Source organism: Pseudoalteromonas sp. THAF3, from assembly GCF_009363775.1.
In the GTDB taxonomy this organism is placed as follows: Bacteria; Pseudomonadota; Gammaproteobacteria; order Enterobacterales; family Alteromonadaceae; genus Pseudoalteromonas; species Pseudoalteromonas ruthenica.
In genome coordinates this window covers 965,643-987,877 of sequence record NZ_CP045418.1, presented here as the reverse complement: position 1 = coordinate 987,877, position 22,235 = coordinate 965,643, and the positions used below count along the sequence as shown (strand labels likewise).

Below are 22,235 nucleotides of genomic sequence, written 5' to 3'. Positions count from 1 at the left end.
GGGTATATAGTGCGTTAACCCAACTTTGCACTGTATATATGTGTCTCCCGGTAGCCATTGGCGATTCGTTACTCCCGCAGTTTGCTTTGTCTTTTGTTAATTTGATTGACAAATTGGAAAAAAGAGGGCATAGTCCACGGCCTTTAAATATAAGCTTTATTTAAGATTGTTAGGAGCAAACCTTGGCTAACATCAAGTCTGCAAAGAAACGCGCTGTAACGAGCGAAAAACGCCGTCAGCACAACGCAAGCCGTCGTTCAATGATGCGTACATACTTCAAAAAAGTATCTGCTGCTATTGAAGCTGGCGACAAAGAAGCGGCACAAGCTGCTTTCGCACAAGCAACACCTATCCTAGACCGTTACGCGACTAAGGGTCTAATCCATAAAAACAAGGCTGCTCGCCATAAGAGCCGTCTTGCAGCGAAAATCAAAGCACTATAATTTAGTTTTTTGATAACGCAAAAAACCGGCATTAGCCGGTTTTTTTATGCCTATAATTCAAGAAATCAGACAAATTCCATGTTGGGGTAAAACTTTTTCAGCATGGCTGCTATTTTCTTTGGCGAAAACGGCTTAACCACAAACCCCTTAGCGCCTTTATCAATTGCGTCCTTAACATTATCAATTGTTGAGTGAGCGCTGACCATAACCACATTGGCCTCGGGGAGCTGACTATTTATGTCTGCAATCATGTCTTTGCCATCGCCGTCAGGCAATTCGATGTCGAGAAAGATAATATCGTACTCTTTGTTCGCGCACGCAGACATGCATTGCGCAGCGTTTGCCGCCTCATCTACATTTTCAATGCCTAAATGCATTAACGTTTGATGTAAAAAGCTACGCACCGTACCCACATCATCCACGATTAAAATCGCTATATCCTCATCCATTGGACCTTCCCTAATTTGCGCCTTAGCCACTGGGGTTTAAGTTAACTTCCAGCCCTAGCCACGCTATACTAAAAAAACGTTTATATTATAGAGTCCTATATAGTTTAGGCCAAGTAAACCTGTGTGTAGAGCGTTATGGTAAAAAAAACTAAAAAGCATTCACTCTTGAAGCAAGCAGCGACGCCAAAAAGAATTAAGCGGCCGCCCTCTTCGGCAGATAACGCCTCGCAGCGCCAAGCACTGCAGGATGAGCCGTCGCGCCAAGGAGCTCCTCAGCGCACTAAACCAAAAGGTAAGTTAGGCCAAATTATTTTATTTACGTTATTAGCGCTGCTGGCAATATTTATGCTGATGCCAAAACCTCAGTTGATCACTTATCAAAAGCTGGGGTTAGTGGCCAGTAGCATTTATGTGCCCACCCTACTTGGGGGCCCAACACTCGTAGATTCAGAGCTTTACCTGCAATCCATAGACGCCAACAAGGCCATGTACTTATGCCGAGATCGCACGCAAGCAGATACTTGTCATCGCTATGAAATCATCAAACAAGAAGGTTTTTTTGCAGTCTTAGTGCATCTTTTTTCAAGTTAGAAAAACTTATCCGAAAAAGATATATTTTTTCGCTTGCTTAAGGGCCTTCACATTCGCATAATAGCGCTCCTTTTTTAACCATCACGTTGTGGAGCGATACACCTTGGACGTCAACTTGGGAATTCAGATTTTGCTTGGAGCACTGGCTATTGGCGCATTTTTTATTAGTCATGGACGCTTACTGCGCATTGGCGCAAGTGTAGCGATTGGTCTGTTATTTTTTGTGCATGCGCAACAATTAGTAACCCCCAATGGACTGACTAACATCTCCCTGGTTTTAATTAATACGTTTTATTTATTTAAGGTGTACACACAGCGCATCAGTGGCCCATCGGTTTAGCTTGAATTGGTTTAAAAATACGCAGTCAGTACTATCGAGAGTGATCATCATAGTACTGACACCGTATATTGGGCTAGTATAAAGCTAGTAGTAACCATGTAAGCGAGGTCATCATGACAGCGTCTCATAAAAGCCCAGACTCAGATCTTTTCGCAGAGCTAATGGAGGATGTAACGCCGCTCAAGCAAAACGATAAGGTAAGCTACTTCGAACCGCACACCACGCCCACCCTCGCGCAACAACACAAACGTTTGGCGGCGCAGTTAGATGCAGAGTTAGATGACAACATCCTCAGCACCGAATACATTGACTTGATTGACCCACTCGATTTTATCGCCTACAAAAAAGATGGTGTACAAGACGGTGTATACAAAAACCTTCGCTTAGGAAAATACGGCGTTGACGCCACACTCGACTTGCACGGTCAATCACTGCTTCAGGCACGCCAGGCACTGTATGAAACGGTGAGCGACTGCCACCAGCGTAACATTCGCGTATTGTTAGTGCGTCACGGCACTGGGGAGCGTAATCAATCCCAGAAAGGGCTGCTCAAAAGCTACGTCAATCATTGGCTCAAACAATTGTCCTATGTACTTGCCTGCCACAGTGCGTTGAAGCCTCATGGCGGCCTTGGCGCAACCTACGTGCTATTAAAGAAAAGTGCAGATAAGAAATTAGAAAACCGCGAACGCCACGCTAAACGCTGAAAATAAAAATGCCGAAACCCTAGGCTTCGGCATTTTGTCCGTCGAATGTCAGTTACAAATAGGAGCTTTACAGCGGCATGGCATTGGCTTGGTTGAACCAAGCTGCGAGTCCCAGCAAAGCAACCCAAAACAACACATAGCTGAGCTTAGCTCCGCCTTGATTATGTTTCATAGCGCTTCCTATAAAGGTTGCGGCTAATAAAATAGCCTAACTTGTTATTTTTTTTATACATCAAGCATGTAGCTTGTTTACTATAGCAACTGACTAAAACTTAACAAGCTGTTTACTTACACAGTGTTTAGTTCCTATTAAAACAACTTAATAAGCTCGTTCGCGGCTAATGAGGTGCTTTAATGCTTGCCCAGACTGCAAGCGTTGATAGTTGTCGACCACTTGCTCAACAACCGTTTCAACGCGGCTAAGCGCACTGCAATGCGGGGTCAAAATGAGGTTTTCTTGGTGCCATAAAGGGCTCTCCTCTGGCAAAGGTTCTTGGCGAAACACATCAAGGGTGGCACCGCCTAAAGTGTGTGTTGATAGTGCGGTTTGTAATGCACTTTCACATACATGCTCTCCTCTGCCAACATTAATTAATACCGCATGCGCAGGCAGTTTTGCCAACAGCTCAGCATCAATTATATTGCGGGTCTTTGCAGTCAAAGGCAGTATACAAACCAAAAAATCGACATGCGCAAGCATCTCGTTTAGGCCGCTATCACCGCAAAAGTGTGTCACCGTCGCTGTGTCAGGTTTTTCTGAGTTCGACCACGCTTTGATAGTAAAGCCATTAGCAGCTAAACGCTGCGCAATAGCGCTACCAAGCTGACCGTACCCGAGCAGGCCGACGCGGTCGTGTGCGCGCACCCGCTTCGCTCGCCATTGTTTGCTGCTTTGTTGGCGCCAGTAACGAGGCATATGAGATTTATGCAGCAGCACTTGCGTTAATACGTATTCTGCCATATCTGCTGCCAGCTCATTATCAACAATACGCGTGACCGGCACATGATCTGCAATGGCATCCAGGTTAAGGCCGTCAACACCGGCACCAAAAGAAGACACCGCTTTTAAATTTGGCAAAGCACTAAACACCTCAGCCGGTACCTGCCAGCCAAGCACCATATCAATCGCTGCAGCATCCTCAATATCAGGCCATACTTGTACTTGCTGCTCACCCAGTTGCTGTTTAAGCATGCTCTGCAGCTTATCTGTATTTCTGTTCGCAATTGCCACTAATAAACTCATATTATCTCCATCACAGCGATAGTTTGCCTCAGTATCCCACAACCCGATGTCGTCTTGAAACTGTCATCTATTTTACACTTTGATGTCATGGTTAATTCTTACCCTGTGGCTAATCTCATTACCAAAGGGTGGTAATATGATCAGTATTGATAAAGTGGTTGAAGATAACTTACCGAGTCTTGCCAACTCACCAAAAGTAAAAGGCCTGGTAAAGAAAGGGCTGGGCTATTTATTACACGAACAAGAGTTTGTTGCTTTTGCCGACACCTATCCTCACTTACAAGGATTAGAGTTTATCGAGCAAGTGCTCGAAGAGCTGGACTTCAGTGCTCGCTTTAGCTCATCACAGTTGGATAATATCCCAAGCGAAGGCCGCCTCGTGATTATCGCGAATCACCCGATTGGCTCACTGGATGGTTTGGCGCTGATAAGCGTGCTAGCTCGCGTACGCCCAGATATCCGTGTTGTTGCCAACCGTTTGTTGATGAGTGTAACGCCAATGCACTCATTACTACTGCCGGTTGATAACATGTCTGGCAACAGCCGCAAGCAAGAACTCAATGCCATTCATCAGCACCTTAAAGCTGAAGGGGCCTTGTTAATTTTCCCTGCTGGCGAAGTGTCGCGGCTACGCCCAACAGGCGTTAAAGACTGCAAGTGGAACAATGGCTACCTGCGTATAGCCAAAAAGGCCAATGCGGCTATCTTACCGATTTTAGTAAAAGCTAAGAATAGTCCGCTGTTTTACGGCACGTCGATGATTTACAAGCCGCTTGCCACCTTGTTATTGGTACAAGAAATGTTTAAGCAACGGCAAAAGTCGCTGGAGTTCGAAATAGGCACTGCCATTCCGCCGAAGTCTTACCTTATTGATAACCTTAATGACAAAGAGATCAGCCGGCTTATTCGTAAGCAGCTGTATAGATTGGGAACTAAAAAGCCTGAACTCTTAAAAACCCAAGCTCCCATTGCCCACGCCGAGTGCCGCCAAGCTTTAGTAGGGGCGCTCGGTGAATGCGAACGCCTGGGAGAAACCCAAGATGGCATGCAAATCTACTTATATAATTACCAAGGCAGTTCACCACTATTTCGTGAGCTCGGACGCCTTCGTGAAATTGCCTTTCGCGCTGTCGGCGAAGGCAGTGGTCGCCGCCGTGATATCGATAAATATGACATGGACTATCACCACCTCATTCTATGGGATCCTAAACAGCTAGAGCTCGTGGGCGCTTACCGCCTTGCATGTGCCGATGCCATTATTACCAAACACGGACGCCAAGGGTTATACACGGACAGTTTGTTTAACTACCAAGACGATATGGCGCCTTACTTCGGTGCTGGCATCGAACTTGGCAGAAGCTTTGTGCAACCCAAGTACTGGGGCCGCAAAAGCCTCGATTACTTATGGTTTGGTATTGGTGCGTTTATTAGTCGCTACCCGCAATATCGCTATTTATTTGGGGCCGTCAGTTTATCCAATGCGCTGCCTCAAAATGCCAAAGAACTGTTAGTTTATTATTATCAGCATTACTACGCTCAGCAACAGCCGTTGGCAACGGCTAAACATGAGTTTAAATACAGCGAATGTGTGAAAGAGCAGTGCCAACGTTTGTTTAATGGCAGTGATGCAAAAGCTGACTTTGCAGAGTTAAAACACGTGCTTGCCAATATGGGGGCACAAGTCCCAACACTCTTCAAACAATACACTGAACTTTGCCAGCCTCAGGGCGTCTCATTTTTAAGCTTCAGTGTGGACCCCGACTTCAACAACTGTATTGATGGCCTAGTGCTGGTAGATATGGCAAAGCTAAAAGAAAAAAAGGCGCGCCGTTACCTTAACAACGAAACCCTCATTAAGCGCACCTGCAATATTGATTAACCAACCCCCAACCAAAAAATAGCCGGCGTATGCCGGCTTTTTCATGACTCACTTGAGTTATTTAGTGAAAAAATGCGCCAATGTGCGCTCGTAAATTTCGGTGATCTTAGCTAAATCACTCACAGCCACACGCTCATTGTCTTGATGTATGGTGTGGTTACGTACACCGCATTCGACCACTTGGGTGTCAGCACTGGCAAAAAAGCGCCCATCAGAGGTGCCGCCACTGGTACTCAGTTGCGGGTAACTCTGAGTGCTTTGGTAAATAGCTTCTTCCAACGCTGCGAGCAGGTCGTACGCTCCCCCACCCGCCGTGTAATAAGGCTCACAGGGACGCTGCCAACTAATTGTCGTATGTTGCTGCCAAGGCGCCAAGGCAGCGGTGATTAAGCGTTTAACGCTTTCACTACGATAGCCATGACTATAGCGCACATTGAACTCTATAAAGCAGCTGGCTGGCACCAAATTATCTATACTGTTAGGGACTGTGAGGCCAGTTATTTGTAATGTTGTTTTCGACCCTTCAATATCTTTTTGCCAATCTATTTGTTGCAAAGCCATGCTCATCTGAGCAGCCAAATGTGCGGCATTCACACTGTGCTCGGGGTAAGCCACATGCCCGGCTTTACCAAGAACTTCAATACGTGCTGACAGTGCACCACGGCGGCCATTTTTGATGGTATCGCCAACGCGTTTATCCGCTGTGGGCTCACCCACTAGGCAGACATCAAGATGTTTGCCTTGGGCGGCAAGATAGTTAGCTATTTCCGCACTGCCATAAAGTGCCTCACCTTCCTCATCAGAGGTGATCAACCAATAAAAGTGCCCCTGTGTTGGGCTTTGCATGAGCACCCTATCGGTCGCTTCCAACATTGCTGCGACACCGCCTTTCATATCAGCGGCTCCTCGGCCAATAATTTCACCATTGATTATCTCAGCAGCAAAGGGATCAACATGCCACCGCGATGCATCAGCAGGTACAACATCGATATGGCCACAAAAGGCAAACTTGGCGCCTGGACCAAAGTAGCAATCGGCAACAAGGTTCGTGACACCATGACAGGTGAATACATGACAATCAAAACCACGCTGTTGCAGCTGTTGTTGTAACCAATTGATAGCCCCACCTTGCTCAGGGGTAATGGAGCGAAACCGAATAAGCTGTTGTAAATATGAAACGACATTATCTTGATTAACGCGTTGTTGTTGCGATGTGTTCAATTGCATAACGCCTGCCCTGTTGCAGCTGTTGGTAAGGCTATTACAACCTGCTCATATGACATCTTAATGTCAGCTTATGAACTCTCCTTTGTGTGCATGAAATGGATAAAAGTTTAATCTAAATCAAGGTTTTTAATCGCTCTGCAGCGTACCTGAGGCAAAGCTTGATCTAGAACAGTTTTTATTTTTCTTAAGTAGTGATAATGGCGCCAACAGCAAAGCTTTTCCGATGTATCGAACAGGAATATGATGATGAAAAAAACACTCAGCGCAGCTCTAATTGGCCTTTTCCTTGGCACCTCTTCATACGCCCACGCTAACCTAAGTGTTAACGTTGGCGCTATCAACGTAAACCCCGATAGTGAAGTGTCTAAAATTAACGAAGCCCCAACCTTAGGGCTTAACGCCGACGATGATACTCAGCTTGGTCTCACGTTCGATTATGCACTCAATGACAATTGGACCATTGAACTTATCGCCGCCACGCCATTTAGCCATGACGTTAATGGTCGCCTTGGCCTTGAAGGTGCGAAAATTGGTAACATTAAGCACCTTCCACCCACGCTATTAGGTCAATACCACTTTGGCCAAGCAGGTGATAAGTTCCGTGCCTTTGTGGGTGCCGGCGTAAACTACACGGTGTTTTTTGATGAGCAAGCAAGCCAAGACTTAAAAACCACGTTAGGGACTGATGATGTTGAACTCAAGCTTGACGATTCAGTTGGTTTGGCCGCTCAAGTTGGTTTTAACTATGCATTCGACAAGCACTGGGGTTTACACGGTATGGTGAGCTACATGGACATTGATAGCGATGCAAGTGTATATGAAAACGGCCAGAAAGCGCTGACCGTTGATGTCAAAATTGACCCTGTTGTGGCGATGCTAGGTGTGCGTTACACCTTCTAATACCGATTCACGGTTACCACTTGCTAATGTAAGCAACTAAAGCGGCTAATTCTTGTTAGTCGCTTTTTTTTGCTCCAACATGGCTTTCCAGTGCATGATTTCCGGCGGTAAAATGGGTGCCTCATCATTAAAATCAGCCAGCGCCAAAATCTCTTCGATATCGACGACCCCTTTTCGCGAGCGAAACACGCCCCGCACATAAGCAATGGCATGCAGGCCTCGGTGTGAGGTGAATTTTTGCTCGATATAAAAATACTTATGATCCCAGCCTACCAATCGGGTCGAAACCGTGAATTTTTGCCATGGTTTTACATCGCGAATATAGGTGATTGCTGTCGCATTAACCACAGGGAACCAACGGCGCTTCATCACCGCACGCAATAGTCCCAAACGCGCAGTCATCCATGTCCGAGCGATATCCATTAACGCCAAATAACGAGAATTCGTTAAATGTAAATTAATGTCGCAATCCAGCGGCCAGGCCCGAAAGTCAATATCGACCGTATCCAACAGCGGCTGTTGTGTTTTATTACCTTTGATTTTGAAAAACAGCCATAATAAACGGAAGTATAAGTTCACCGCGCTCTCCTTGTGGTAGCGTGTTAAGAAACAGGTAAGACCACCATCATAGCATTGCTTGAGTCGTCGAGCACCTTAGTGCGTTAGTTGCGCAGCGACGCTAGGTCATTTATGGTTAAAACTTCTCGCTCACAAAGGGGTTAATATGAAACCAACTTTATTTGCTCTGGCCACATTGGCAATGAGTATGCCTTGCTTTGCTGATTTTGATTACGTCGGCAAGGGCACAACTGCGAACAGCGCCGGGCAACAAACGCCTTTCACCTTCGGTTTCGCTTGGGACAGTGAGCAAGGTACGTTGCGTATCGGCAACAAAAGTTATGATATGGACACCCTCCCCGAGTCATACTCTTTGGCCTTAGTGCTTAGTAAAGACGACAGCCAAGTATGGCTGCAAGAGTTCCACTCTGGCTGGTTTGACAGCTTTTACTGGCAACTCGGCGAACATGTAATTCGCCTAGAGAAAGGACAATTTGAGCAACAGGTTAAAGGCAATTACGAGTTACATATTGATGATCGCAGTTACTTTTTCACCAGCAATAATGCCGCTATAAAAGTAAACTTCGCAGCTGAGGGCGTTGAATCAATCACCGTCAGTGGGGTCACTAAGAACATGGGCACAAAAAAATAGCGCCTAACGGCGCCATTATTAAACTTTGACCGTTTTTCGGTTTATCCCATATTCACGCAGCTTATTTGCTACAGCGGTGTGACTCAGGCCCAAACGCTTTGCAAGCTGTCTAGAGCTGGGGTATGCAGGGTAAAGTTTACGCAATAACGTAGCTTCAAAGCGTTTTACCGCCTGATCTAGGCTGCCTTCAAAATCAGACTCTAAGTAACCAAGATCATTGGTGAAGCTCGGAAGTTGCAAGTGCTCCACCGTCAATTCGCTATCATCGAGCAAAGATACCGCGCGGTAAATGGCATTTTCTAATTGCCGCACATTGCCCGGCCATGGATACTGCTCCAAATACTCAATACACTCTTTACTTAAGCTAGGTACTGTCGCGCCGTTTTGCTGCGCATACTTTTGCACAAAGTGCTCGGCCAGGGGCCCAATATCTGCTTTTCTGTCACGCAGTGGTGATATTTCCAGCGTCAGTACATTGATACGATAATAGAGATCCTCGCGAAAGCCTCCTTCTTGCACCATGGCTGGAAGATCTTTTTGCGTCGCCGCGATAATGCGCACATTGACCTTTACTTCGTTCTCATCGCCGACCTTGCGGAAAGTACCGTCCTGTAAGAAGCGCAGCAGTTTGGTCTGCAGCTGGGTCGACATCTCGCCAACCTCATCTAAAAATACCGTGCCGCCATCGGCTTGCTCTAATACCCCGCGTTTGGGGGCGGCGTTGTCTTCATACCCGGCATAACCAAATAGCTCTGATTCAGCAACATCATCAGGCAGTGAGGCGCATGACAATGCAATAAAGGGTTTAACCGAACGATTAGAGGCATAGTGGCAGGCTCTGGCCATAAGCTCTTTACCTGTGCCCGTTTCACCGGTGATCAATATCGGCGCATCAAGCTGCGCCATTTTGCGCGCCTCGCGTACAGTGCGGCGCATCGCCGTTGAATAATTATGTATGGTGGCGAAACTTTCTTGGCCATAGCGGCGAAATGCACTGACTTGTTGACCTAGACGACTTTGTGATTTGATATTGATAACCGCCCCCGCCAAGGCGTCTTGCTCTTCACCTTGAGGCACAGAGATAGGCAGAATATCGGCAATGAAATCTTCTCCGGCCACTTCCACACGGGTGGTTTGTCCTAATACCTCTGACCCCTCTAACCAACGGGTAAAGTTAAAGCCTTTAAGGAGGTTATTGATATTGGCGCCAACCACATCTTGCTCGCTCAATTGTAAGTCGCGACATGCCGCAGCATTACACAACCGCACCCAACCTTTGTTATCAATGGAGATAACGCCATCGGGGAGCGCACTGAGCAGCGTATTAAGCTCGTTATGCTCACGCTCGGAGGGCATAAATGCGGTTGTTCGAACGTCTTCAACACCGTCAATTAGGCGGATAGAAGGCATAATTTTTTGGAATTGTTCAAACTCGATGGGGGGGAAGCTGACATACATACGACAATGCTTAGCATCTACTTCGATGCCTTTTAGGTCAACTTGGTAGCTCACCAGGATATTCAGTATCTCTTGGGCGATACCGATTCGGTCTTGGCAATATATTTCAAGGCGCATGGATCCCTCAATCACGTGTTACCAATCAAATGCTGGGCGCAATCATACGCTATAAAAGGCTAAGATGGATAGCAAAACGTAAAGAAAATTGAACAAATAATCGATTCTATTTTATACCCCCACGCCAAGAAGTTATCGTCTGGGTTGCACGATATAAGGCTAAAAAGCCAGCATGGTAGAGCTCTGGGTTCATTGGCGGTTAAGCGTCAGTACTTCCCCTGATGCATGGCTCTATGTATACTGTCGCGCGCTTGTCATCAGGATAAAGCAGCGCAGCGCGTGCAATTCTATGCATAACCTCGCTTTTTTACCATGGTGATAGCGGGCCACCCGTTCACATAAAATGTGCCCCCTCAGACTCCAGTTGAGGTTATGGCACACCATTACTTGGCGTCGCCGAAGTAATACTTGAACATCATAACAATAATAATAAGGCCTAAATAAGTGACAGTACGGCAGTACTGTAAATTGCAGTAATAGTATTCAAGGCTCACAGCCTTTAATACTGATTTATTTAGGAAGTAAATTTTCATGAGTTCAGCACCTAAAACAGGTGATCTTTTCGGTCACCCTAAAGGGCTCTTTTTGCTATTTTTCACAGAAATGTGGGAGCGCATGAGCTATTACGGTATGCGCGGTATCTTCGTGCTTTACCTTTCCACTATCGCCACCGCCGCAGCCATGGGTTGGGATATGGCTTACTTTGGCATTGACCCTTTAAGTGCCAACGCCCAAGACGAATATCACAAAGCGCTGCAATCAAATGCACTCAGCATTTTGGGTATCTATGCGCTGCTTGTTTATGTAACACCGGTACTCGGTGGCTGGTTTGCCGACAATGTATCTGGTCAGCGAAAAGCCATCATTTTCGGTGGCCTCACCATGGCCCTCGGCCAATTTGCTTTAGGCACGCCTCATGCGATGGTGTCAGGCTTTGAGAAAGAGATGATGTACCTGGGCTTAGCGCTACTAATTCTAGGTAATGGCTTCTTCAAACCTAATATCTCTACCATGGTGGGAGACCTATATAGCGAAGGTGATAAACGCCGCGATGGCGCCTTTACCATCTTCTATATGGGGATCAACTTAGGCTCTATTTTAGGTTACTTCGTCGTTGGTTCTATCGGTGAAAAGTTTGACTATCAATACGGCTTCCTCACTGCCGGCGTCGGTATGCTACTGGGTGTGGTGTTGCAGTTACTATTAGCCAAAAAATACTTAGGTAGCATTGGTACTGTGCCATCTGCTAAGCAGTCTGAGGACGACCAAGGCGCAAACAAAAAGCCGCTAACCAGTGAAGAGCGCGACCGCGTTAAAGTGATCCTCATCATGAGCTTTTTCACTATCATCTTCTGGGCTGGGTTTGAGCAAGCAGCAGGGTCAATGAACCTCTTTGCAAAATACAAAACCGACTTAGTGTTTTTTGGTTGGGAAATGCCGGCCAGTTGGTTGCAAGCAGTTAACCCTATTTTCATTATTATCTTGGCGCCTATTTTTGCCAGCCTGTGGATTCGTATGGGTGATAAAGAACCGGATTCACCACGTAAGTTTGCCTTAGGCATGTTCTTCCTTGGCCTAGGGTTTATTTCTATGGTCGGAGCAGCTTTACAAATTGGCGATGATGCGAATATGAAAGCCCATGTAATTTGGTTAGTGATGGCGTATATCTTCCACACCATGGGTGAGCTGTGCTTATCGCCGATTGGTTTATCTATGGTCTCGAAGCTAGCACCACTTAAATTTACTTCGTTACTAATGGGTATGTGGTTCTTATTCTCGGGCTTGGGTAACTACGTAGCAGCCGAAATCGGTAAACTAGTTGGCGAAGGTGGACCACTTAGCACCTTTGGCGGCGTTGCCATTATGGCCTTTATCGCAGGTATTTGCTTGTGGCTAATGGCCGACAAGCTGGTTGACTGGATGCATGGTGCTGAGGGCCAGCATGATAAAGAGCAACTGCTAGAAGAAGAGTTGGAAATCACTGGTGAGAAGCAGTAACCGTTAACCCCCTCTTCACTAAGGCGCCAAATGGCGCCTTTTTTGTGCAACTTTTTTGATGGCTGAATCTATTTAAAGAACAAATTTAACGAAAAGCTTACAGTTACCTAAAAACGTCCACTTATATTTACATTACTTCTCCTGGTTAATTCCCTGCCTAGGCTTTCTCTTTGGCACTTTTTCTCCGATGATGCCATCAAATGATCAGAGGTTGGCTGTTGCAATTTATAACCATTATTAGTGCGGACTACCGCAATCACAGCCACCTATTACCTATGCAAGTGGAGTAACAACATGAGCGAAGTAAATAACCCTCTCGGCCTGATGGGCATCGAGTTTACTGAATACGCAACCCCAGATGCGGATTATATGGACACTATCTTTAGTGAGTTTGGCTTCTCAAAGTTGAAGAAGTTTAAAGGTAAAGACATTGTTTATTACAACCAAAACGACATTCACTTCCTTTTAAACAATGAGCGCGGTGGTTTTTCTGCTGAGTTTGCTAAAAGCCATGGCCCTGCCATTTGCTCTATGGGCTGGCGCGTAAAAGATGCGAATAAAGCCTTTGAAGTGGCGGTTGAGCGCGGTGCCAAACCAGCAACCGATGCGACTAATAAAGACATGCCTTACCCAGCCATTTTCGGCATCGGTGACAGCTTAATTTACTTTATCGACAAATTTGGCGACAACGGCTCAATTTATGACACCGATTTTGAAGATTTAGCACAACCGAATGTGGTTGAAGGCAAAGGCTTCACACGTATCGACCACCTAACCAACAATGTTTACAAAGGCACCATGGAAACATGGGCTAACTTCTATAAAGATGTGTTTGGTTTTACCGAAGTACGTTATTTCGATATTAAAGGCCAAAAAACTGCACTGCTGTCATATGCATTGAAGTCACCTTGCGGCACCTTCTCTATTCCAATCAATGAAGGTAAGGATGACAACAACAACCAAATCGATGAGTACTTAGACGAGTACAATGGTCCGGGCGTGCAGCACTTGGCTTTCTTAACTGATGACCTAGTCGGCTCTTTGGATAAGCTAGATAAGAGCAATATCGCCACCTTGGACATTGTCGAGCATTACTACGACACTATTTTTGACCGGGTGCCTTGGGTCAAAGAGGACCGCGAGAAAATCAAGCAGCATCAAATTTTGGTCGATAGCCAAAAAGAAAACTGCTACTTACTACAAATTTTCACCAAGAACTTATTTGGCCCTATCTTCATTGAAATGATCCAGCGTGTTGATGATGGTGGCTTTGGTGAAGGTAACTTCCAAGCGCTGTTCGAGTCTATCGAACGCGATCAAGAGCGCCGTGGCGTTCTATAATTCCCTTTTTTATCTAGCGTTAAAAGCAGGCTCGCCATTTATGGCGGGTACTGCTTTTTCACGTTTCGAGCCCTTGTTTTTTGTGTGAACGGCTCAATAACCAATTTAGAATCAGCAAAAGGAATCTCTTATGCAACTCAATGAAACGCACGATAAGAATTTAACCAGTTGGGTCAGCTCAGCCAACGCCAATACCGATTTCCCTATCCAAAACTTGCCATTTGCCACCTTTCGTCGCAAAGGCAGCAACGAAGTCTTTCGCGGTGGTGTCGCCATTGGCGATCAAGTCCTTGACCTAGCCACAGTTGCACGCCTAGAGCTATTTGATGAGCAGGCACAACAAGCTGTTGAAGCCGCAGCAGGAAAAAATCTAAACGCATTTATGGCCATGGGCCAAGCCCATTGGTCAGCATTACGTCTGGCTTTATCGCGCGCCTTACGCACTGATAGCGAATTACAAAACCAGCTGCAAGATGCGTTAATCGCACAGAGTGACGTCGAGTATGACCTGCCTTGTCACATCGGCGACTACACTGATTTTTATACCTCGATTTATCACGCTACGGCTGTAGGCAGTTTATTCCGTCCGGATAACCCCTTGCTACCAAACTATAAATGGGTGCCCATTGGCTATCATGGTCGCGCTTCTAGCATTGGCGTAAGTGGACAAAGCTTCCCGCGCCCTAAAGGTCAAACCAAGGCACCTGATGCCGATACGCCATCGTTTGGTCCCTGCAAGCGCTTGGACTATGAATTAGAGCTTGGCATTTATCTTGGTAAAGGCAATGAGCTGGGCGACACTATTGCCTTGGATGACGCTGATGACCATGTATTTGGTTTTTGTCTTTTCAATGACTGGTCTGCACGTGATTTGCAAGCATGGGAATATCAGCCGCTTGGGCCATTCCTAGCGAAAAACTTTGCTTCTACCGTATCGCCGTGGATTGTTACCAACGAAGCGCTAGCACCTTACCGTCTCGCTTGGACACGTGACGAAAATGACCCTCAGCCGCTTGATTACCTTGAATCCAGCAAAAACCGCGAGCTCGGTGCGCTTGATATTCAAATGGATGTCGCTGTTGAAACCGAAAAAATGCGCAGCGAGGGCAAAGCGCCGTACCGCTTATCACAGTCAAGTTTTAAACACTCGTACTGGACCGTGGCACAAATGGTCGCCCACCACACCGTTAACGGCTGTAACTTCCAGCCAGGCGATATGCTAGGTTCAGGTACTCAGTCTGGTCCTGAGCACGAAGAGGCGGGCTCACTGTTAGAGCTATCTCGTGGCGGCAAAGAGGCCATTGATTTAGGCAATGGCGAACAACGGAAATTCCTCGAAGATGGTGACACCGTAATCATGCGTGGCTGGTGCGAAAAGGAGGGCTATGCTCGTATCGGTTTTGGCGAATGCCGTGGCACCGTGCTCCCTGCTAAATAACATTCTTTAATATGGCAATACGCCATAAAAAAGTGCGATTTATCCCCTGTTCAGGGTGCGATAAGTCGCACTTTTTTTCCGTTCAGTTACAATTTTTTGCTGGCTTTTTAATCTCACCTTGATATCTTAGCTGCGTTTTTGTCAGTAATTTGTCGCTATGAAGTTAACACCATCATACTTAGTTACTAAGTTATTCCCAGCTAAGCAGCTCTTGATCCGTCAACACGGCGAAGTCAAAGTTGTTGAAATGAGCACGACCAAACAGTGCATGTTTGCCCTTGGGGTGTTGACATGCATTGGTGCCTTGGCGAGCTTTGGTGCCTATAACTTCTGGCAACAAACGCAATTACAACACACCAGCGGCGACGTACTGGCCGAAAATGAACAGCTAAAACACGAATTGCAACAAGCACGGTTGGCGCAAGATGAGTTAATCGTCAAGTTGGGGCATTTAGAGCAACGCCAACAACTAACACAAAGCGTGCTGGCAACCTTACCGGCTTCATTAATGCCAGAGCAAGGTTTACCCTTTGAGGCCACAGATGTCAGTGACAGTAATATAGATACTCGTGTGGCTCGCCTAACACAAGGCCACGACAACACCTTTACGCTGCTAGACCAAGTGATTGCCAAGCGCGAACAGGCACTGTCTGAAGCTATTGCTCGAGCCGGGTTACCACAAACGGTGATGGACGAGCTCCTCGAAAAGAGTGAACAAGCCATTGCTCAAGGTGGACCACTGGAGCTGATCCTTGATGATCAGCAAACCGACACGTCAATGGATGTAGTCGATCGCCTGCTCACACTTAACCAATTAGAAACCATGCTCGCGCAAGTTCCACATGTACTTCCCGCTGCCGACTATTATATCTCCAGCAGTTTTGGCTTGCGTAAGGATCCCATGAATGGCCGCCGTGCTATGCACAAAGGCGTGGATTTAGCAGCCTGGCGCAATACCGAGATTTTTGCACCTGCTGAGGGCACTGTCGTTCGTGCAGGGCGCAACGGCGGGTATGGTCGATTCATCGAAATAGAGCATGCAAATGGCTTTAGCACCCGCTTTGGCCACCTCAATGAAATTAAAGTAAAACGTGGTGACACCGTAACTAAAGGACAGGTCATCGCGCTTATGGGAAGTACCGGTCGTAGCACAGCGACTCACTTACATTATGAAGTGCTGCATAACAACAAACATATTAATCCGGTAAAAATCACCAAGGCATTAACCGATGTTTTCAAAGAACAAAGATACACAGAATAGTAGGCCCGCTTTGAGTAAAAATACAGCTACCCCATCATTGATAGCGGCAGATGTTCGCTTAACAGGCACCCTCTCCAGCCAAGGCGAAGTTCAGCTCGATGGCCGTATTGACGGCGACATTAAAGCTGATACCTTAATTATTGGCAGCCAAGGTCAAGTTGAAGGCAGTGTTGAAGCCACTGATGTGACTATAAAAGGTCGAGTAAGTGGTTCAATTAGTGCCAGTAAAGTGGCGATTGAAAGCTCCGCCCAAGTACAGGGCGATGTCTTTCACGACACCCTAAGCATTGCCGCCGGTGCGACCATGGAAGGACAAATAAAGCAGTTAAACAAAAAAGACAGCTTTAGCGTGGTCAGCAACAATGATGTTGCTGACAGCCAAGTCAACAAGTAGTTTTACCCTTTTCGCGCGGTGATATACATGTTTATCGTCGCGCGGAATACAATTTCCCCTCGCGTATTAGTCACTTCGACAGGAACCAGCAAGTCCTCCTTATCTTGCCATTGATGTGGCAGTGGGATGTGCGCAGTTGCTGTCATATCGGTGTCCACCTTGTTCAGATACTCCACCGTCATCCCTTTGGGGATCCAGCGGTGGGTTTTATGTGGCACCGTGGCATCGGTCATCACCCCAGCGACAAGCTCAGCAGCATTACATTGCGCAATCGCATGAATGGTGCCGATATGGTTATGCACAGCACGGCGGTTTTTTACTTGGGCGACGCACTTGCCTGGCTCTAACAGAGTGATAAAAGGCTTTATTGAGCCAAAGTAAGGCGCTTTAAAGCATACGGCTTTGGAGAATAACCAGTGCCCAAATGGCCAGTTGGTCAGTTTTTTATAGGTTTTAAGTAAAGGGGGCGTGGACATGATAAGGTTCTCTTTCTAACTCATCCTACCAGTAAACCTAGAATCGCCGCGAAAATCAATTCATAACAAACAAATAACACGAAAATGCTGGTATCTAATAGTGTTACTCTTACAATGTTGGCTTGTATTATTAGAGTATTACTGAGTCTGTGCGTCATTCATCTTCCAAGCAAAGTAAAACCCTGCTGCTCGTATTGATGCTGCTAGTGGTATTTTGTCCACTCGCCATTGATATTTATTTACCCGCTTTTGTGGTTATGGCCGAGCAAATGGCTGTGTCTCAAGCACAATTACAACAAAGCGTTGCCGTATTTATGCTCACCGTTGGCTTAGGTCAGCTAGCTGCCGGTCCGCTTGCCGACAAGATAGGCCGACGCCCTGTCGCCATCGGAGGAGCCGTGTTATATGGGGTATCGGCACTGGCCGGGGCCTGGGCACCGAGCTTCGAATGGCTGCTAGTCGCAAGAGCATTTCAAGGCTTGGGGGCATGCGCGACATTTGTGGCTGCCTTTGCCATTGTGCGCGATGTTTTTGGACCTGCCCGTAGTGGACAAATGCTGACCTATTTAAATGGCATTGTGTGTTTTATCCCAGCACTGGCCCCCATTTTAGGGGCCTGGCTAACCGTACAGTTTTCTTGGCAGAGCAATTTTGTATTTATGGCGCTATGGGCTGTGATTGGTATCATCGCCACCCTTATGCTGTATCGCGAGACACGCCCTGCGGATAGTCACTATCAAGGTCACCTCCTCGACTTACGACGCTTTATGCCCATTATCCGCTCGCCCATTTTTACTTTTAATGCGGCCATAGCGATGATCACTATGAGTTCCATCTTGATGTTCGTGACCGCAGCCCCAGGGTGGATCATGCAGCACCTAGGCCATGATATTGGCACCTTCACCTTTTGGTTCACCGTTAACGGTGCCTTGAGTGTCCTCGCCTGCTTTATCGCTCCTCAATTTATAAAGCGATCTAGCCGTAAAGCCTTACTGTGGGGGCTATCTTTGCTATTAGTCAGTGCCGGAAGCTTAGTGTTGTTGCGACACTCTAGCGCTATCGCTGCGTTAATGTTCCCCATGTTTGTATGTGCAATGGGGTATGCACTGATTTTGGGCAGTGCAGCTGGCGCAGCACTGGCGCCTTTTGCCAAACAAGCCGGTACTGCTTCGGCACTTGTTGGCGTTATGCAAATGAGTGGCGCTGGCGTACTCGTGCTTTTAAGTCAGCAATTACAACTAGCAGCCCCCGTTGCCATTGCATTGCACATCGCCGCGTTATTGCCATTTTGGTTAGTGCTATTAAGTAAGCGAGGACGTTTGTTGCACAAATAAGTATTCAGCTGGTCACACTTAAAAGCAATTGAGCACACCTACAGGGCTATTGGTCAAAATATACACTTGAGCTACGACGGCGTAGCAACGGCCAGTGTGGATATTTATTGCAATGGTGACTTGCTCACTACCACCGCTAACACCAATAGCTACACCGATAGTTTAGGTAAAGTGCGGGGCAGCTTTGGCTATCAAGTCTGTGAGCAAGGTTCAACCGTGTGCTCAGCAACCATCACTGTTAATTTCTAAATTACTGCCTTTGACAAACATTCAAAGCGGGCTTCATGCCCGCTTTATTCTTCATAGCTAAGCTGATAGATTTATCGCTTTAGCTTTAAGCACACCATCATGCTCAACCCTGAACTATTACTTTCATTTCTTGGTGCCAGTTTCCTTATTGCCGTGGGCCCCGGCCCCTCTAATGCATTTCTAATGGCGCAAACCTTTGCCAACGGTCGCCAGGCAGGGATTCAATGTGCTATTGGCTTCGCACTCGGTGGTGTTATTCATACCCTTTTTGCAGTTGTTGGCTTATCTGCATTACTGAAAGCATCAGCGACAGCCTATACAGCCGTGCAGTATTTAGGGGCATGTTATTTAGCCTATTTAGGGATCATGACGCTGTGGCAAAGCTGGCAAGCAACGGCTATAGAGCAAGAGGATAAACCGCATGTCAGTGTCAAAAAGCAAAGCCCACTTTTTCAAGCAATGATGACGGAAGTGCTAAACCCCAAAGTGGCTCTGTTTTTCATTGCCTTTATTCCGCAGTTTGTTGACCCTTCATTGGCCACTTCGACCACTGCTCAACTGGCTATCTTTGGACTACTTTATCCCGTACTGGCGCTGCCTATTGACTGCACCTATATTTATTTCGGCGATAAAATTGCCCAGTACTTTAAGACTCACCCGAGTGCACAGTGCTGGATAGACCGTTTGACTGGCTTAATTTTCATTGCATTGGCTATCAACCTGCTGTTATAAAATGATAAATACGATTTATTGAGGCCCAGCAGTGAAACAAAAACAACAGCCCCTTCCGCCAATTAAAACCATTGCTTTAGTGGCTCACGATGGCAAAAAGCAAGCATTGGTAGATTGGTGTCAGCGTCATAAAAGCGTACTCGAAGTGCATAATCTGTACGGCACAGGAACCACGGGGCTGCGCATAGAAAAAGAAACGGGGTTAGGTGTTACTAGATTGCTAAGTGGGCCTATGGGTGGCGATCAGCAGCTTGGAGCAAAAATCGCTGAGCATCACATCCATATGCTCATATTTTTTTGGGATCCGCTTTCATCTCAGCCCCATGATCCCGATGTTAAAGCGCTACTGCGCTTAGCTGCGGTCTGGAATATCCCCGTGGCTTGTAATGAAGCCACAGCCGATATGTTGCTAGCAAGCACTTACATGCAAAGCATTATGCCACGTAGCTTACCAGATTATGACAATTACCTCGCCGACAGAAGCCTCGACAACGAGTAAATCACTGCCCACGACGCTGATAGAGCGCATTAATTAAGCGGTTTTCTTTGTCTCAAATAGCTGGCAAAACGTGGCACGCCATTTTTTGTATAGCCATGGTATTTAAACGTAATAGTACTGCCAATAGCGGGAGGATTTGCCCGCTCGGCGTCGCTAAACCCAGTGCCAATTTTGAACTGCTTACCGCGCTTATCAACGACTATCAGGGCACCGAGCATACCTTGATATTTACCCCGTCCCTGCTGATAACCAATGACTCTAGCTTCGCTATCCATGTAAGGTTTCAGTTTTAAAACATTATCACTGCGCCCGGGATTAAAACGCGCATCACGACGGTGCAATATCACCCCTTCCGCGCCTTGGCTAACTAACTCATTAAACCACTGCGATAATTGTGCACGGGTGTTAAAGCGATGTTGTTTAATCGCCTCTAAGTTATTGCAGTCGCAGTGAGCTATCGCATGTGTATAGTCACTGTAGCGCTTGAAAAAAGGTTTATCGCTCGGTGCATCAAACACCATAAAGCGAATGTTCTGCCAATGCTGGGCATTGGGTTGATTGTCTAATACGGTGTTACTGACATGATTGAAGCGCCCTCGTCCCGCCCAGAGCTCACCATCAAGGCGCATCGATGGCCAGTTTGCGGTAAAATTAGCGGGTGTATTGATAAGTAAACCACCACGACTGCGCAACTCGCCGTTAATCCAAGTCGCACGGATCCCGTCGTACTTTTCCGACGCAAGGTAGCGCTCTACTTGGTGTTTATCAGTGAGCTGTTTCGCCAACTCCAACGGCGGTGTCGTCGCCCACAATACGGGGCTGGCTAAAAGGATTAATGTGAAGAGTAAGCGCATGACCATATCCTTATGCTGTTCGCTTACTCTTTAGTGTAGTGGCTATTTACGGATTTGTAGCAACTGTTGATATAAATCCGCCAGGTTAGCAAAGCGCCCATCTGCGTGGCTAAAATCTTGGGTAAGAGTGTGTGTATTGGGCACCACAGCAACGCGCAGACCAGCACTTTTGGCCGACATAGAGCCGGTATGGGTGTCTTCAATGGCGAGGCTTTGCTGCGCATTCGCACCTAATAAGGACAGGCCTAAAAGGTAGGGCTGCGGCGCGGGTTTTGGCTCACTAACATCGTCCTTGGTGACCACACAGGCAAAGTACTCTGCCAATTCGTAACCGTGCAATATTGGCATCACCTCATCACGCGTACTGCCGGTCACAAGCCCTATCTTGAAGCCATCCTCACGACAATGTTGCAAAATTTCCAGCGCATAGGGCATTAGCAGTGGTAAAGAAGTGGCGGCCACTTTGGCAAACTGGTCATTTTTTTGCTGCGCCAATGTCTCTGCACTAATCGCCAAATTATGCTGTGTGACCACCTCTTTCGCGGATGCCAAGGTTGGACGACCGCTGTAACGCTGGCAGAACTCCACCTCATCATAGGCAATACCATAAGGTGCTAAGATGTTATTCCAACACTGAAAGTGCAGCGATTCGGAATCAACCAAAGTGCCGTCGAAATCAAATAATACGGTGGTGATCATGTGGGTACTCTCTCATGTTCATGTTACCGCCCCGACCGCTATGAAATGTATCAGCAAGGGCGAGTAAAATGGGCCGCTAGATGCTTATTGCTGTACTCCTGCAGGCGGCTCTGCTGAAGCCGGCTCGCCACTTTCTATTTCTACCAGTTCATAGCCTCTGGCTTGACGAACGACTTTCAAAGCCGGTTTCGCAAAGGCACTTTTTAAGCGCTCAGCATCCGCTTTTAGCTCTTCTATGTCGTGTCCGAAGGGCGCAGCGCCGGTCTCTGACCAATTGGTCACTTTACCATTGCTGGTATATTCCACTTCATGAATCTGATAAAGCGGCTCTTTTCCGGCTTCCTCAGCCAAAATAACGCGGTAGTTCCAAAATCCAGACATAGTTACTCTCTCTAT

Annotated in this window: 25 protein-coding genes; 16 read left to right on the top strand and 9 right to left on the bottom strand. The window is 46.8% G+C overall.

All coding sequences use genetic code 11. The features are described 5' to 3' along the window. The first annotated feature begins 182 nt into the window (after positions 1-182). Entirely contained in the window at positions 183-443 is a 261-nt protein-coding gene (rpsT, locus tag FIU82_RS04495; protein WP_022945273.1) for a 30S ribosomal protein S20, read from the top strand. Between the two features lie 65 nt (positions 444-508). On the opposite strand, the gene FIU82_RS04490 is transcribed toward rpsT, so the two are convergent. Next, entirely contained in the window at positions 509-892 is a 384-nt protein-coding gene (locus FIU82_RS04490; protein WP_022945274.1) for a response regulator, read from the bottom strand. A 165-nt stretch (positions 893-1,057) separates the two neighbouring features. Between FIU82_RS04490 and FIU82_RS04485 the strand changes: the two genes are divergently transcribed. The 3 genes from FIU82_RS04485 (at position 1,058) to smrA (ending at position 2,530) form a co-directional block, all read left to right on the top strand. Further along, positions 1,058-1,483, top strand: coding sequence for a hypothetical protein (locus FIU82_RS04485; RefSeq protein ID WP_152440446.1), 426 nt, complete (start codon positions 1,058-1,060; stop codon positions 1,481-1,483). A gap of 115 nt (positions 1,484-1,598) precedes the next feature. Then, positions 1,599-1,823 carry a hypothetical protein gene (locus FIU82_RS04480; protein ID WP_231658063.1) on the top strand — a complete coding sequence of 75 codons (225 nt, stop codon included), beginning with the start codon at positions 1,599-1,601 and terminating at the stop codon, positions 1,821-1,823. A gap of 113 nt (positions 1,824-1,936) precedes the next feature. Then, positions 1,937-2,530: a DNA endonuclease SmrA gene (gene smrA, locus FIU82_RS04475; protein ID WP_152440445.1), complete on the top strand. Its 594-nt coding sequence runs from the start codon at positions 1,937-1,939 to the stop codon at positions 2,528-2,530. A gap of 319 nt (positions 2,531-2,849) precedes the next feature. Here the strand turns inward: smrA and FIU82_RS04470 are convergent, their stop codons facing one another. Beyond that, on the bottom strand, positions 2,850-3,773 hold the full coding sequence (locus tag FIU82_RS04470; RefSeq protein ID WP_152440444.1) for a glyoxylate/hydroxypyruvate reductase A: 924 nt from the start codon (positions 3,771-3,773) through the stop codon (positions 2,850-2,852). A gap of 136 nt (positions 3,774-3,909) precedes the next feature. On the opposite strand from FIU82_RS04470, the gene FIU82_RS04465 reads away from it, so the two are divergent. Continuing rightward, complete coding sequence (locus FIU82_RS04465; protein WP_152440443.1) at positions 3,910-5,652, top strand: lysophospholipid acyltransferase family protein; 1,743 nt, start codon at positions 3,910-3,912, stop codon at positions 5,650-5,652. Between the two features lie 57 nt (positions 5,653-5,709). On the opposite strand, the gene dapE is transcribed toward FIU82_RS04465, so the two are convergent. After that, on the bottom strand, positions 5,710-6,879 hold the full coding sequence (gene dapE, locus FIU82_RS04460; RefSeq protein WP_152440442.1) for a succinyl-diaminopimelate desuccinylase: 1,170 nt from the start codon (positions 6,877-6,879) through the stop codon (positions 5,710-5,712). A 246-nt stretch (positions 6,880-7,125) separates the two neighbouring features. On the opposite strand from dapE, the gene FIU82_RS04455 reads away from it, so the two are divergent. Then, positions 7,126-7,779: an OmpW family protein gene (locus tag FIU82_RS04455; RefSeq protein WP_152440441.1), complete on the top strand. Its 654-nt coding sequence runs from the start codon at positions 7,126-7,128 to the stop codon at positions 7,777-7,779. 45 nt (positions 7,780-7,824) lie between these two features. On the opposite strand, the gene FIU82_RS04450 is transcribed toward FIU82_RS04455, so the two are convergent. Further along, positions 7,825-8,358 carry a thioesterase family protein gene (locus tag FIU82_RS04450; RefSeq protein WP_022945283.1) on the bottom strand — a complete coding sequence of 178 codons (534 nt, stop codon included), beginning with the start codon at positions 8,356-8,358 and terminating at the stop codon, positions 7,825-7,827. Between the two features lie 145 nt (positions 8,359-8,503). Between FIU82_RS04450 and FIU82_RS04445 the strand changes: the two genes are divergently transcribed. Next, entirely contained in the window at positions 8,504-8,989 is a 486-nt protein-coding gene (locus FIU82_RS04445; RefSeq protein ID WP_130147453.1) for a hypothetical protein, read from the top strand. Positions 8,990-9,007: 18 nt separating this feature from the next. On the opposite strand, the gene tyrR is transcribed toward FIU82_RS04445, so the two are convergent. Next, positions 9,008-10,564: a transcriptional regulator TyrR gene (gene tyrR, locus FIU82_RS04440; protein WP_022945285.1), complete on the bottom strand. Its 1,557-nt coding sequence runs from the start codon at positions 10,562-10,564 to the stop codon at positions 9,008-9,010. Between the two features lie 531 nt (positions 10,565-11,095). On the opposite strand from tyrR, the gene FIU82_RS04435 reads away from it, so the two are divergent. From FIU82_RS04435 to FIU82_RS04415, 5 genes are all read left to right on the top strand, one after another. Then, positions 11,096-12,562, top strand: a complete 1,467-nt coding sequence (locus FIU82_RS04435; protein ID WP_022945287.1) for a peptide MFS transporter — start codon at positions 11,096-11,098, stop codon at positions 12,560-12,562. Between the two features lie 294 nt (positions 12,563-12,856). Next, on the top strand, positions 12,857-13,903 hold the full coding sequence (gene hppD / locus FIU82_RS04430) for a 4-hydroxyphenylpyruvate dioxygenase (RefSeq protein ID WP_130147455.1): 1,047 nt from the start codon (positions 12,857-12,859) through the stop codon (positions 13,901-13,903). Positions 13,904-14,033: 130 nt separating this feature from the next. Next, complete coding sequence (fahA, locus tag FIU82_RS04425; protein WP_022945289.1) at positions 14,034-15,341, top strand: fumarylacetoacetase; 1,308 nt, start codon at positions 14,034-14,036, stop codon at positions 15,339-15,341. A gap of 157 nt (positions 15,342-15,498) precedes the next feature. Continuing rightward, complete coding sequence (locus tag FIU82_RS04420; RefSeq protein ID WP_152440440.1) at positions 15,499-16,602, top strand: M23 family metallopeptidase; 1,104 nt, start codon at positions 15,499-15,501, stop codon at positions 16,600-16,602. After that, a complete protein-coding gene (locus tag FIU82_RS04415) occupies positions 16,571-16,996 on the top strand; it encodes a polymer-forming cytoskeletal protein (RefSeq protein ID WP_138508763.1) in 426 nt (141 codons plus the stop codon). The genes FIU82_RS04420 and FIU82_RS04415 overlap by 32 nt, the downstream gene beginning before the upstream one ends. 2 nt (positions 16,997-16,998) lie before the next feature. On the opposite strand, the gene FIU82_RS04410 is transcribed toward FIU82_RS04415, so the two are convergent. After that, positions 16,999-17,472 (bottom strand): hotdog fold domain-containing protein, encoded by a 474-nt coding sequence (locus tag FIU82_RS04410; RefSeq protein ID WP_138508762.1) that lies wholly within the window; start codon positions 17,470-17,472, stop codon positions 16,999-17,001. A 149-nt stretch (positions 17,473-17,621) separates the two neighbouring features. Between FIU82_RS04410 and FIU82_RS04405 the strand changes: the two genes are divergently transcribed. The 4 genes from FIU82_RS04405 (at position 17,622) to FIU82_RS04390 (ending at position 20,286) form a co-directional block, all read left to right on the top strand. Next, positions 17,622-18,806 carry a multidrug effflux MFS transporter gene (locus FIU82_RS04405; RefSeq protein ID WP_152440439.1) on the top strand — a complete coding sequence of 395 codons (1,185 nt, stop codon included), beginning with the start codon at positions 17,622-17,624 and terminating at the stop codon, positions 18,804-18,806. A 66-nt stretch (positions 18,807-18,872) separates the two neighbouring features. Further along, complete coding sequence (locus FIU82_RS04400; RefSeq protein WP_152440438.1) at positions 18,873-19,055, top strand: hypothetical protein; 183 nt, start codon at positions 18,873-18,875, stop codon at positions 19,053-19,055. 99 nt (positions 19,056-19,154) lie between these two features. Then, positions 19,155-19,787, top strand: coding sequence for a LysE family translocator (locus tag FIU82_RS04395; RefSeq protein WP_151173034.1), 633 nt, complete (start codon positions 19,155-19,157; stop codon positions 19,785-19,787). Positions 19,788-19,818: 31 nt separating this feature from the next. Then, the gene (locus tag FIU82_RS04390) at positions 19,819-20,286 is read left to right on the top strand and encodes a methylglyoxal synthase (protein WP_152440437.1); all 468 of its coding nucleotides are present in this window, start codon (positions 19,819-19,821) and stop codon (positions 20,284-20,286) included. Positions 20,287-20,315: 29 nt separating this feature from the next. Here the strand turns inward: FIU82_RS04390 and FIU82_RS04385 are convergent, their stop codons facing one another. The 3 genes from FIU82_RS04385 to FIU82_RS04375 all read right to left on the bottom strand — a co-directional run bounded on the left by FIU82_RS04385 (position 20,316) and on the right by FIU82_RS04375 (position 22,220). Further along, on the bottom strand, positions 20,316-21,140 hold the full coding sequence (locus tag FIU82_RS04385) for a DNA ligase (protein WP_253946345.1): 825 nt from the start codon (positions 21,138-21,140) through the stop codon (positions 20,316-20,318). Positions 21,141-21,182: 42 nt separating this feature from the next. Further along, on the bottom strand, positions 21,183-21,839 hold the full coding sequence (locus FIU82_RS04380; RefSeq protein ID WP_152440435.1) for an HAD family phosphatase: 657 nt from the start codon (positions 21,837-21,839) through the stop codon (positions 21,183-21,185). 84 nt (positions 21,840-21,923) lie between these two features. After that, positions 21,924-22,220 (bottom strand): hypothetical protein, encoded by a 297-nt coding sequence (locus tag FIU82_RS04375; protein ID WP_022945298.1) that lies wholly within the window; start codon positions 22,218-22,220, stop codon positions 21,924-21,926. Between the last annotated feature and the right edge of the window lie 15 nt (positions 22,221-22,235).